Annotated in this window: 8 protein-coding genes; 2 read left to right on the forward strand and 6 right to left on the reverse strand. The window is 59.4% G+C overall.

The genetic code is table 11. The annotated features are described in order from the left end of the window. Positions 1-20: 20 nt before the first annotated feature. On the reverse strand, positions 21-1,145 hold the full coding sequence (locus ACM6IN_RS02545; protein ID WP_414915348.1) for a GNAT family N-acetyltransferase: 1,125 nt from the start codon (positions 1,143-1,145) through the stop codon (positions 21-23). 283 nt (positions 1,146-1,428) lie between these two features. Here ACM6IN_RS02545 and ACM6IN_RS02550 point away from each other — a divergent pair, with 283 nt between their 5' ends. Continuing rightward, the gene (locus tag ACM6IN_RS02550) at positions 1,429-2,751 is read left to right on the forward strand and encodes a putative porin (RefSeq protein ID WP_007914428.1); all 1,323 of its coding nucleotides are present in this window, start codon (positions 1,429-1,431) and stop codon (positions 2,749-2,751) included. 195 nt (positions 2,752-2,946) lie between these two features. Here ACM6IN_RS02550 and ACM6IN_RS02555 read toward each other — a convergent pair whose 3' ends face one another. From ACM6IN_RS02555 to aceK, 5 genes are all read right to left on the reverse strand, one after another. Further along, positions 2,947-3,186, reverse strand: a complete 240-nt coding sequence (locus ACM6IN_RS02555; RefSeq protein ID WP_095113749.1) for an anti-sigma factor family protein — start codon at positions 3,184-3,186, stop codon at positions 2,947-2,949. Beyond that, positions 3,180-3,791, reverse strand: a complete 612-nt coding sequence (locus ACM6IN_RS02560) for an RNA polymerase sigma factor (RefSeq protein ID WP_414915349.1) — start codon at positions 3,789-3,791, stop codon at positions 3,180-3,182. Before ACM6IN_RS02560 ends, ACM6IN_RS02555 begins: the two co-directional genes overlap by 7 nt. Before the next feature lie 137 nt (positions 3,792-3,928). Continuing rightward, positions 3,929-5,050 (reverse strand): beta-ketoacyl-ACP synthase III, encoded by a 1,122-nt coding sequence (locus tag ACM6IN_RS02565; protein WP_007914423.1) that lies wholly within the window; start codon positions 5,048-5,050, stop codon positions 3,929-3,931. A 319-nt stretch (positions 5,051-5,369) separates the two neighbouring features. Next, a complete protein-coding gene (gene hrpA, locus ACM6IN_RS02570) occupies positions 5,370-9,281 on the reverse strand; it encodes an ATP-dependent RNA helicase HrpA (protein WP_414915350.1) in 3,912 nt (1,303 codons plus the stop codon). A 274-nt stretch (positions 9,282-9,555) separates the two neighbouring features. Further along, entirely contained in the window at positions 9,556-11,277 is a 1,722-nt protein-coding gene (gene aceK / locus ACM6IN_RS02575; RefSeq protein WP_414915351.1) for a bifunctional isocitrate dehydrogenase kinase/phosphatase, read from the reverse strand. A 398-nt stretch (positions 11,278-11,675) separates the two neighbouring features. On the opposite strand from aceK, the gene ACM6IN_RS02580 reads away from it, so the two are divergent. Next, entirely contained in the window at positions 11,676-13,301 is a 1,626-nt protein-coding gene (locus ACM6IN_RS02580) for a methyl-accepting chemotaxis protein (RefSeq protein ID WP_095113752.1), read from the forward strand. Positions 13,302-13,313 lie beyond the last annotated feature (12 nt).

Genomic DNA, 13,313 nt, shown 5'->3' on the forward strand with positions numbered 1-13,313 from the left:
AGGCAGCTCCTACAGGGGATTTATGTCTGACGGTAGGGTAAGGCTGTTTTGGCTTCTTCGGCGTAGGCGAGGATGCCGGCGCGTTCCTGATGCAGGAAATCTTTCACTGCTGCTTTCAGACCTGGATGCCGCAGATAATGCCAAGAGTGGGTGATCACCGGTTCAAACCCACGAATCAGCTTGTGCTCGCCCTGAGCGCCAGCATCGAAACGCTGATAACCCTGTGCAATCGCGTAATCCATGCCCTGATAAAAACAGGTCTCGAAGTGCAGTCGATCAAACTCCGCCAGACAACCCCAATAGCGGCCGTAGAAACTGTCGCCACCGACCAGACTGAAGGCCATTGCCACCGGCCGTGAGCCCTGTTTGGCCAGCACCACGCGAATCGCCTCGGGCATGCGCTCGGCCAGCAGACTGAAGAACTCCCGCGTCAGGTAGGGCGTTTGCCGACGCACTGCATAGGTATTGGCGTAACAGGCGTAGACAAAATCCCACTGCGCCTCGTCCAGCTCGCGCCCCTCCAGCCATTCGAACTCAAAGCCCTGCCCCGCCACCTGCTCGCGTTCCTTGCGCATCTGCTTGCGCTTGCGCGAACTGAGCACGTCGAGGAAATCCTGGAAGTCACGATACCCACGATTCTGCCAGTGATACTGACAGCCGATGCGTTGCAGCCAGCCCGGTTGTTCGGCCATCGCCGCGTCGGTAAACGGGTCGGTGAAATTGATGTGCGCGCTTGAAAGCCCTTCGATCTCCAGGTAACCAGGCAGGCTCTTGAGCAGTTCAAAACCGTCTTCGACATTGGCCGCCAACAAGCGCGGGCCGCTGACCGGACTGAATGGCACGGCGCTCAACAGTTTGGGGTAGTAATCGATGCCGGCGCGGGCGCAGGCGTCGGCCCAGCCATGATCGAACACGTACTCGCCGTAGGAATGCCACTTGCGATAACTGGGTAACGCGGCGATCAGACGATCATCTTCGATGTGCAGCAAATGCTCAGGTTGCCAGCCAGTGTGGGGACCGACGCTGCCGCTGTCTTCCAGCGCGCTGAGAAAGGCATGGCGCAGAAATGGCTGGGTTTCAGGCACCAGCGCATCCCAGCTTGCGGGAGCGATTTGCGACAGGTTTTGCAGGCGTTGCAACGGCATCAAAAAGCTCTCCACAACAGGACTTCAGCGCCCGGCGAGTATCGCCGATTGCGCGGCATTGCACACCCGCAATCGGCCGACAGCGCTCTAGATCAATAGTTCAGGGCGAATCGATATCGTCATCAACCTGCCATCACTGTGCCACTGCTCTGTCATAAACCATCGCGATACTGGCGCCTGTTTTTAGAGCGCCGGGTTCTACCCGGACACTGTTTTCCGACGCTCGAATCGTCGGTTGTGCCCCGGATGGCTGTGCCATCCCCTCTCATCTTCGGAGATTGCTATGCGTCTTGCTTCCACGAAAACTGCGGCGGCCCTGTGCGGTGGCTTGTTGCTGGCCATGAGTGTTCCGGCCAGTGCTGCAGTCGACGCCAAACTGCTCGACATGCTCAAGGCTAACGGTTCCATTTCCCAGGCGCAGTACATCGAACTGCAAACTGAACTGGCCAAGGATCAGAAGGCTCAGCAAATCGCGCAGCAGGCGCAGCAAGAGACCAACGAACAAGTCGCTGCTGTTGCGAAGAAGACCAACGAGCAAAGCGTCTTCGACCAGAAACTCGCTTGGGCCGCAAAGACCCAGTTCAAGGGCGATGTGCGGATCCGTCAGGAAACCATCAAGATCGACGGCGAACCGAACAACGGTGGCCGCGACAAGGATCGTCAGCGCATCCGTGCCCGTCTGGGTGCCTACACCGAGATCAACCCGCAAGTCGACACCGGCATCCGTATCGCCACCGGCGGCGGCGATGATGCCCGTTCGACCAACCAGGACCAGGACAACTACTTCGACAAGAAGCAGATCTGGCTCGACCTGGGTTACATCGACTACCACCCTGACCAGATCAAGAACCTGCACATCATCGGCGGCAAGATGCTCCAGCCGTGGGTCAGCATGGGCGACGTGATCTGGGACAGCGACATCAACCCGGAAGGTCTGGCCGTTACCTACAAATACCCGTTGGGCAGCAGCGCCGAATTGTTCGGCAGCCTGGGTAACTACAACCTCAAGGACAACGTCGACGGCGATGGCGTGCAATTCCGTCACGACCTGCGTCTGACCGCTGGCCAGTTGGGTAGCCGCTTCAACATCACCGACAACCTGAAAGTCACCTTGGGCGGCAGTGTCTACGCCTACCAGAACGACGAAGACAGCCGCTGCACCGGCACTTCCACACCGTGTGCGCTGGCAGTCAACGGCAACTCGGCCAACAACGAATTCCGTCTGTATGAAGGGTTCAGCCAGGTTGATATCGGCGGTCTGCCGATGCCGCTGTCGTTCTACGGTCAGTACGTGAAGAACAACGATGCCGTAACCGATCAGGACACCGCGTGGCTGTTGGGTGCCAAGTCGAAAGTCTTCGGCCTGAACCTCGATTACAACTATCGTGACGTGCAGCGCAACGCTGTGGTCGGCGCCTTCACCGACTCTGACTTCGCCAACGGCACCACCGGTTCGCGTGGCCACAAGTTCAAGGTCGGTTACGACATCGACAAGAACTTCGCCATTGGCGCGACGTACTTCCTGACCAAGGCCGACTTCGCCAGCCGTACACAGCGTGACGCTGATGCCAACACCCTGCAGCTGGATGCGGAAGCCAAGTTCTAAAACGCTTCACCCTTTAGCCCGGTGCGGGCGGGACGATCCCCATCATCCGTTCGTTTCGCTCGCGCCGGGCTATTTCTGCAGGATGCAAAAATCCCCTATAGGAGCTGCCGAAGGCTCGGGCCGCGATCGGACGATCGTTTGATCTTGATCTTAAAAAAGATCAAAAGATCGCAGCCTCGTTTCACTCGACAGCGCCTACAGGGGATTATCTTTTCGTCGTTGCTCGGCCAGACGTTCGGCCAGTTCTTCGACGCCTTCTTCCGGATTCTCCGGCAGCGCCTTCAAGGTCGCTTGCATCAAACGCATCTGACGAATGAAACGCCGACAGTTCGGGCAAAACATCAGGTGATGACGCACCATCAGCTTTTCGCGAAAGCTCAATTGGCCATCGAGATAATCACTGGAGCGCGCCACTTGTTCCTTACAGGTCAGCATTCTCCGGTCTCCTCAAAATGCTCCACGGTCGCGAAGACTTTCAGCCGCGCACGATGCAGCAGCACACGGACATTGGAGAGCGAGATCTCCAGAAGATTACAGATCTCCTCCAGCTTCAGCCCCTGGCGCTCGCGCAACAGCAAAACGCTGCTTTGCAGTTCCGACAGGCTCAGCAGTGTGTGCTCGAGACAGTCGCGCAATTCGCCTTCAGTGAGCAGCGCTTCGGGGGTGTCCTGGTGCCAGGCGAATGGAGCGACCAGCCAATGGCCGTCACCGGGAGAAAAGCGGTCGTCGTCGATCGTGCCGTGGGGCGATGGCAAATCATCCATCAACACTTCCCGGCGATTTTGCTTATAACGACTTTTGGCCGAGTTGGCCGTGATGGTCAACAGCCAGGTCTTGAGACTGGAGCGGCCTTCGAAGCTGGCAATGTGACGCACCACCGACAACCAGGCGTCCTGCACCACTTCTTCGACGTGACGCTGGCCGACAATCGCATACGCCACAGCGCGCATGGCGCTCTGATACGTCGTCACCAGTTCCTTGAAAGCCTGTTGCTCGCCCGCCAGCAGGCGCGCAAGCAGTTGGGTGTCGTCAGCCGCCATCCAGAAATTTCCTTGTGCCGATTCCGAAAATGATAGCGGCAGGTCTTCACCTGCCGCCATTTCCGAAAAATTACAGCGTTCGAGCCGATTCGGATGTAGGAAAGGTCGGCGCGATTAAGAGGAAATTAAACCTCTTTTCAACGCTTGCGCAGAATCACGCTGCCGATCGAATAGCCCGCACCGAACGAACTCAAGACAGCCAGCGAACCGGCAGCCAGATCGTCCTGATATTTGTGGAAGGCAATCACCGAACCGGCGGAGCTGGTATTGGCATAAGTATCGAGAATCACCGGCGCTTCTTCTTCGGTGGCCTCGCGGCCGAGCAGTTTGCGCACGATCAGGTGGTTCATGCTCAGGTTGGCTTGGTGCAGCCAGAAACGTTTCACATCGCCGACATTGAGCTGGTTCTCTTGCAGATGCTCGCCAATAAGTTCGGCAACCATCGGGCAGACATCCTTGAACACCTTGCGGCCTTCCTGCACGAACAGCTTGTCGCGGGTACCGATACCCTCTTCCGCTGCGCGGTTGAGGAAGCCGAAGTTGTTGCGGATGTTGTTGGAGAACTTGGTCAGCAGTTTGGTGCTGACCACGTCGAACTGGTGCTTGGACGTCGCAGTGTCAGCACGCTCGATGATCACCGCAGTCGCGGCGTCGCCGAAGATGAAGTGGCTGTCGCGGTCGCGGAAGTTCAGGTGACCGGTGCAGACTTCCGGGTTGACCATCAGGATCGCCCGGGCCTGGCCCAGTTGCACGCTGTTGGCCGCTGCCTGAATGCCGAAGGTCGCCGAGGAGCAGGCCACGTTCATGTCAAAACCAAAGCCTTGAATGCCCAAGGCTTCCTGGACTTCGATGGCGATGGCCGGGTAAGCGCGTTGCAGGTTGGAACAGGCAACGATCACACCGTCGATGTCAGCGGCAGTTTTGCCGGCGCGTTGCAGGGCCTGTTCGGCAGCGCCAATGGCCATTTGGCAAAGCACCGACCATTCGTCGTTGGAACGCTCCGGCAGGCGTGGGGCCATGCGTTGTGGATCAAGGATGCCGTCCTTGTCCATGACAAAGCGGCTCTTGATGCCAGAAGCCTTTTCGATGAACGCGGCGCTGGATTCGGTCAGGGCCTGGACTTCGCCGCTGGCAATGGCCTCGGCGTTGTCGGCGTTGAACTGGGCGACGTAGGCGTTGAAAGACTGCACCAGCTCTTCGTTGGAGATGCTGTTGGCCGGGGTGTACAGGCCGGTGCCGCTGATGACGACGTTATGCATGGTCGTTTCTCTAATCTGTTCAGGCAGAAAGTGCTGGAACCGTCGTACCAACACACAAAGGGTCTATTCCCATCCGGGGGACGCAAACCTGGCATCGCTTTATTCCATCTCGCACCACGGCCGAAGGCTCTGGGTCGCGAAACCGGCGTTTATGGTCGCGAAGTTTGCCATAAACGCAGGATTTTGGCGCCTTTCTCAAGATCAACACGGATGATCGTTCCCACGCTCCTGCGTGGGAATGCAGCCCGTGACGCTCCGCGTCACTGGACGCGGAGCGTCCCCAGAGGCATTCCCACGCAGAGCGTGGGAACGATCAGCGTTACGGTTCGACCTGGCTCCACTGTTTGTTCAGGCGTTTGTCGGAAATCGGCACTTTGGTGCCCAACTGTTGGGCAAACAGCGACACGCGGTATTCCTCCAGCCACCAGCGATACAGCTCAAGCTGCGGGTCGCGTTTGCCTTCCTGCGCATGTTTGGCGGCACGGGTCTGGTATTGCGCCCAGAGGCCGGCGAGCTCACCGCTCCAGACGCGATCCTTCTGCACCTGCGCGCCGAGTTTTTCGAAGCGCTGTTCGACCGCTTTCAGGTAGCGCGGCAACTCCTTGAGCCACTGCATCGGCGTTTCACGAACAAACCCCGGATACACCAGATTGTTGATTTGCTGCTTGATGTCATTCAGCGCCACGGCTTGCGCCAGATCGATCTTGCCCTTGAAGCGCTTTTGCAGACCGTGCCACAGCTTGAGGATTTCCAGCGTCAGGCGCGCCACGCGCTCGGCGTGCTCGGTCCAGTTGCCGCGTTTGCGTTCAGCCAATGCTGCCAACCCGGCGCCGTCGCGGGGCAACGGGTCTTCACCCTCAAGAATGCAGCTGTCGAGGCTGGCCAGCAGAATGTCTTCGACCAGCGCATCGACCCGGCCCAGCTCGCGATAGAGCAAGCCCAATTCAGTCTGCCCCGGCAACTTGCCGCGCAGGAATTTGGCCGGCTCCGCCAATTGCTGCAGCAACAAACGCTGCAAGGCGCGACGATGCTGGAACTCAGCCTCGGCCGGGGTCGAGAAGCGCCCTTCCTTGACCGTACCGCCCTCTTCGACCAGTGCCGGATACACCGTCATCGACAGCCCGGCGATCTTCTGCTGGGTCTTTTCCGCCACCGGGGCGAAGACTTTCGCCTCCACCGGTTGCTGGCTTTTCGCGCTCTGCGGCACCGCCAACGCGGCCTGACTGGCTTCGGCAAACCGCGCGGTCAGTTCGGCCAGATCGCGGCCTTCGCCAAGGAATTTGCCTTGGCCGTCGACGATTTCCAGGTTCATCCGCAGATGCCCCTCGACGCCTTGCTCAGCTTCCGCCCACGCCTCATCGCTGACCCGCGCGCCGGTCATGCGCAGCAATTCGCGGCCCAGCGCCTGCGGCAACGAACCGTCGGCAAAGGTCATGCGTTGCAAGGCAGCCTTGATGAAGTCCGGCACCGGCACAAAATTCTTGCGCAGCGCTTTCGGCAAGTTGCGCACGAGTGCGATGCACTTGGCCTCGATCAGCCCCGGCACCAACCACTCCAGGCGTTCCGGCGGCAGCATCGGCAACAGCGGTGCCGGTACGCGCAGGGTCACACCGTCACGCGGGTGATTGGGTTCGAAGTGATAGGTCAGCGCCAGCTCCAGATCGCCGATGTGCAGAGTGTCCGGGTAATCCCGCGCGGTTACTTCACTGGCCTCGCGGGCCAACACGTCTTCTTCGCGCATGATCAACAGCTGCGGATTCTTCTGGCTGTTGATCCGGTACCAACTGTCGAAGGTCGCGGTCTGGTGAATCTCCGCCGGCAGCCGCGCATCGTAAAACGCATACAAGGTTTCTTCGTCGGCGAGAATGTCGCGGCGACGAGCCTTGGCTTCCAGTTCGTCGAGCTGTTCCAGCAGTTGCTGGTTGGCGGTCAGGCACTTGGCTTTCGACTGAATCTCGCCACGTACCAGACCTTCGCGAATAAACAACTCACGGGAAACCACTGGATCGACCGGGCCGTAATGCACCGGACGGCGGCCGACCACGATCAGCCCGAACAGGGTGATCTGTTCAAACGCCACGACCTGACCGCGCTTCTTCTCCCAGTGCGGTTCGAAATGGTTTTTCTTGATCAAGTGCCCGGCCAGCGGCTCGATCCAGTCGGCGTCGATCTTGGCGACCATGCGCGCGTAAAGCTTGGTGGTTTCCACCAGTTCGGCGGTCATCAGCCATTGCGGACGCTTCTTGCCGATGCCCGACGACGGATGAATCCAGAAGCGTCGCTGACGCGCACCGAGGTAGTCGCCGTCTTCGGTTTTCTGGCCGATCTGGCTGAGCAACCCGACCAGCACGGCTTTGTGCAGTTTCGGATAATCCGCCGGCTCTTTATTCAGGCTCAACTGCATGTCGCGGCAGATCAGGCTCAACTGGCGGTGAGAATCACGCCACTCGCGCAGACGCAGGTAGTTGAGGAAATTCTTGCGGCACCAATTGCGCAATGGGCTTGCGGTCAACGCCTGGCGCTGCTCTTCAAAACCGCGCCACAGATTCACCAGACCGGCGAAGTCCGAATCGACATCCTTCCACTGTGCGTGAGCCTGATCGGCCGCTTGCTGACGCTCCGGCGGACGCTCGCGCGGATCCTGAATCGACATGGCACTGGCGACAATAAGCACTTCCTGCAAACTACCGAGTTTCGCCGCTTCGAGCAGCATACGGCCCATCCGCGGGTCGACCGGCAAGCGTGCCAACTGGCGACCGAGCGGCGTCAGCTGGCTGTTGCGATCGACTGCCGAGAGTTCTTGCAGCAGGTTGAAACCGTCGCTGATCGCCTTGCCATCCGGCGGCTCGATGAACGGGAACGCGGTGATCTCGCCGAGGCGCAGATGCAGCATCTGCAAAATAACCGCGGCGAGGTTGGTGCGCAGAATCTCCGGGTCAGTGAATTCCGGGCGACCGAGGAAATCTTCTTCGCTGTACAACCGAATGCAGATGCCCGGCTCGACCCGGCCGCAGCGACCTTTACGTTGATTGGCGCTGGCCTGGGAAATCGCCTCGATCGGCAAGCGCTGGACTTTGGCGCGATAGCTGTAGCGGCTGATGCGCGCGGTGCCGCTGTCGATCACGTAGCGGATGCCCGGCACGGTCAGCGAAGTCTCGGCAACGTTGGTCGCCAGCACCACGCGACGGCCCGGGTGCGACTGGAAAATACGCTGCTGTTCGGCCGGCGACAGGCGCGCGTACAACGGCAGAATTTCAGTGTGTTTGATTTGCGCTTTGCGCAGCATGTCGGCGGCGTCACGAATCTCGCGCTCGCCGGGCAAGAACACCAGCACATCACCGGGACTGCGACGCTCGCTGCGCTCGTAAGCGGCGATTTCGTCGAGGGTCGCGAGGATCGCCTGATCCACCGTCAGGTCATCCTCGACGCGGTTGCCCTCTTCGTCCTGCTCCAGCGTCAGCGGGCGATACCAAGTGTCTACCGGGAAGGTACGACCCGACACTTCAACAATCGGCGCATCATCGAAGTGCTTGGAGAAGCGCTCCAGATCGATGGTTGCCGAGGTGATGATGACTTTCAGATCCGGACGACGCGGCAGCAGGGTTTTCAGATAACCGAGCAGGAAATCGATGTTGAGGCTGCGTTCGTGGGCTTCGTCGACGATGATCGTGTCGTAGCGTTCGAGGTAGCGGTCGTTCTGGGTTTCCGCGAGCAGGATGCCGTCGGTCATCAGCTTGATCAGGGTGTTGGAATCGCTTTGATCCTCGAACCGCACCTGATAGCCGACCAGCGCACCGAGCGGCGTGCCGAGTTCTTCGGCGACGCGGCTGGCGACGCTGCGAGCAGCGATTCGGCGCGGTTGGGTGTGGCCGATCAGACCGTGCTGACCGCGACCGATTTCCAGGCAGATTTTCGGCAACTGGGTGGTTTTGCCCGAGCCGGTTTCGCCGGCGATGATCAACACCTGATGCTTTTCCAGCGCCTTCTTGATCTCGTCGCGCTTAGCCGCAATCGGCAGACTGTCGTCATAACGAATCACCGGCAGGCTGGCCTTGCGCGCCAGCACCTGATCACAGGACGCCTGCATGCGCGTCACCCACTGGGCCAGTTTGTCCTCGTCAGGCTTCTTGCGCAGCTCAAGCAACTGCCGCCGCAGCCGGTGACGGTCGGCAAGCATGGCGTGATCGAGGTTTTTCAGCAGTTTGTCGATGGAGGGCGATTCGTCGGTCATCGGGTAGGCAATTCGGTCGTCTATATGTGCAGGGGGCGGATTGTCGCAGATTTGGGGGATTTGTGGCGTGTCAGGGGGATTGCTGCCCTCACCCTAGCCCTCTCCCTGAGGGAGAGGGGACCAATTGGGGGATGCTTCAAAGGTACATCGACCTGAAAGAGCTTTGCCGAACCCATAATCGCCAAGGCATTTCAGGTCGGCGTTTGACTTGAGACGCCTCGGTCGGCCCCCTCTCCCTCTGGGAGAGGGCTGGGGTGAGGGGCTTTTAAAAGAGTTACTCGTTATCGAGGCCTTTGCGCCGATACGGGAAGACGTCGATGACTTTACCGGCGCGAATCGCCTCTTGCAGGCTCTTCCAGTAATCAGCGTTATACAACTCGCCATGCAACTGATCGAACAACTTGCGCTGCCCCGAATCAGCAAACAGAAACGGCGGAAATTCCTCGGGAAACACATCCAGCGGCCCGATCGAATACCATGGTTCGGAGGCCATCTCATCTTCGGGCGTGCGCGGCGCAGGAATGTGACGGAAGTTGGCCTCGGTCAGAAAGCAGATCTCGTCATAGTCATAAAACACCACACGGCCGTGCCGGGTGACGCCAAAGTTCTTCAGCAGCATGTCACCGGGAAAGATATTCGCCGCCGCCAGTTGCTTGATCGCCAGGCCGTAATCCTCCAGCGCCTCGCGCACCTGCGCGTCGTTGGCGTTCTCCAGATACAGATTGAGCGGGGTCATCCGCCGCTCGGTCCAGCAGTGACGGATCAGCACCGTGTCGCCCTCGACTGACACCGTTGATGGCGCCACCTCCAGCAGTTCTTCAAGACAGGCCGGATCAAACTTGCTCAGCGGAAAACGGAAGTCGGCGAACTCCTGGGTATCGGCCATGCGCCCTACCCGGTCGACACTTTTCACCAATCGGTACTTCTCGATCACCGTGGCGCGATCGACGTTTTTCGACGGCGAAAAACGGTCCTTGATGATCTTGAACACGGTGTTGAAGCCCGGCAGGGTGAACACGCTCATGACCATGCCGCGCACACCCGGCGCCATGATGAACTGGTCGCCGGTGTTGGCCAGATGGTTGATCAGCGCGCGGTAAAACTCGGATTTGCCGTGCTTGTAGAAACCGATCGAGGTGTACAACTCGGCAATGTGCTTGCCCGGCAAAATGCGCCGCAGGAAGCCGATAAACTCCGCCGGCACCGGTACGTCGACCATGAAATACGAACGGGTGAACGAGAAGATGATCGACACGTCAGCTTCGTCGGTGATCAGCGCGTCGATCTGAATCCCGCGCCCTTCGCGGTGCAACAGCGGGATCACCAGCGGCCATTGCTCGTCGCGGGTGTAGATGCGCCCGACCAGATACGCGCCCTTGTTACGGTACAGCACCGAGGAAAACAGCTCGACGCTGAGTTCCGGGTCCTTGCACACCCAGTCCGGCAGGTTCTCGCGCAGTTGCGCTTCGAGCCGGCGCAGGTCACCCGGCAAATCGGCGTAGTCCTCGCTGAAACGGTAGTCGGCAAAAATGCTCGCGAGCATCCCCGACAGTTGTCCCTGCGGCTTGTATGTGCGGGTTTGCGCAGCGCGGGCGCGGCGCAGGCTCGGGCGCGTGGTGTGGATGAACATGCAGCCGTCGCTGATCAGGTCGTGGCTGAACAGCCCGCAGAAAATCGAGTTGTACCAGGTCTCGGACAGCTCATCGTCGAAGCGCAGGTCGATGACGCTGATGTAAGCGCTTTTCACCAGCGGCCAGCAGCTGACATTCATCAGCGTTTCGTCGTCGAAGTATTCGCGCAGGCGGGCGATGGTTTCGCCGACCTTTTCTTCGTAAAGGTTGATCCGTGCTGCCGACGCCGTTTGCGTCTCCTGCCAGCGCGCCTGCTCGAAGCGCTCCCGAGCACCGTCGGTGATGCGCCGGAAATGCTCGCGGTAATCGTCAAAGCCATCGAGGATCATGCGGGCGATGTCGGTGGCTGGCCATTGCTGCGGCATAGATGAGACCTCGGCGTGCATTGGGAAATCTGTGCCTGAGCTTAGCCACGGATACGCGCGCAGGTGAAGTGCAATTTCTGCCAAATCTGCGTCAGGGTTGTACAGCGACACAGTTTTTAGCAAAGTTTTTTAAATCGACCGTTCGGTCAGTTAATCACCTTACCGGTCTTTCTGGCCGTCCTGCGCCAGCCCGCGAATTCTCTGGGCTTCGGATCCAATACTCATCAGGTGCGTCTAGTTCGTGGCTTTGCTGCCAATGCACTTACCGTCAGTGCCGATTCCAGATTGGTCTTACCAAAATAGTGGCACTTTGATATACAGCCCACCATTACCCGCCTCATAACAAGATCCTCGCTGACGAGGACGACCTCTCCCCTCAAAGATCAAGGAGCACACTGATGTCTATCCGGAATCTGCGCATAGGTTTGCGCGCCAGTTTGAGCTTTGCCGTTTTGGCCGCTCTGCTGGTGGTGGTCGGCCTGTTCGGGCTGGGCCAGATGAAAACCCTGCGCGAAAGTGCAGCGGTGATCGAAGAGTCATGGATGCCCAGCATCGAGAGCATTCATGACGCGGCGGCGAATATCGCCAGCATCCGTCTCGAATCCTTGCGTCTGATCGCCATCACTCAACCCGCAGTGCGCGACAGAAGCAAAGGCATCCTCAAAGCCCAACGCGATGAGTTGCTCAAACGCCTCAACGATCACAAAGCCTTGATTGCCAACGATCAGGAACAAGCGATGCTCGACGGCTTGAACGCAGCCGTCGGCAAATACCTGAGCATTCTCGATCAGATTGTCAGCCAGATTGACGCCGGTCAGAACGAGCAGGCGGCCACCCGTTTGAGCAACGAGCTGGCACCTCAGGGTACTGTGCTCGACAAGACGCTGGAGCAGATGATCAGCCTCAATCAACAAGGTGCCGACGCCGCTGCCGATGCCGCCGCAGCCATGTACCAACGGGCATTGTGGATCGTCGCGACCATCATCGTGATTGCCCTGATTGCCACGCTGCTGTTGGCCTGGCAGTTGACGCGCAGCATCACCACCCCGATCAATCAGGCACTGGGTGTAGCGCGACGCATTGCTGCCGGTGATCTCAGCGGCCAGATCGTCAGCACTGGTAAAGATGAGGCTGCGCACCTGCTCGACGCCTTGGCCGAGATGCAGGGCAATTTGCGCTCGACCATTCGAGGAATCAGCGAATCGGCACAGCAACTGGCTTCCGCTGCCGAGGAAATGAGTTCGGTGATGGAGCAAAGCACCCGCGGCCTGCAACAACAGAACGATCAGATTGAACAAGCCGCTACAGCAGTCACCGAGATGAGCACGGCGGTGGATGAGGTCGCGGCCAATGCGGTGTCCAGCGCCGAAGCGTCCGCTGCATCCAACGAAGACAGCAAGCACGGTCATGTACAGGTCAGCGAAACCATCAGTTCGATTCAGGAGCTGGTCGATGCGGTACTCGGTGCTTCCGAACAAGCCGAGGGCCTGGCCACTCAGGCACAGGACATCAGCAAAGTGCTGGAGGTGATTCGCGGGATTGCCGGGCAGACCAACTTGTTGGCGCTCAATGCGGCGATCGAAGCGGCGCGCGCCGGTGAAGCCGGGCGCGGTTTTGCCGTGGTCGCCGACGAAGTGCGTTCGCTGGCACAACGCACGCAGAATTCCACCGAAGAAATCGAGCTGATGATCAGCAGCATCCAGCAAGGCACCGGGGCAACAGTGGGCGCGTTGCAGAGCAGTGCCGAGCAGGCTGGCCAGACGTTGCGCCGAGCCAACAGCGCGGGTCAGGCGCTGGAGAAAATCACCGCGTCGATCTCGCAGATCAACCAGCGCAACCTGGTGATCGCCAGCGCGGCCGAGCAGCAGGCACTGGTGGCGCGCGAAGTCGATCAGAATCTGGTGACCATTCGTGACCTCTCGACGCAGACCGCCGCCGGGGCGACTCAGACTTCGGCGGCGAGCCAGGAGCTGTCGCGTCTGGCGGTCGATCTCAACGGTCTGGTGACACGCTTTGTGATCTGAGCGCAAAGTTGA

This window comes from Pseudomonas sp. IT-P395 (genome assembly GCF_949767675.1).
Classification (GTDB): domain Bacteria; phylum Pseudomonadota; class Gammaproteobacteria; order Pseudomonadales; family Pseudomonadaceae; genus Aquipseudomonas.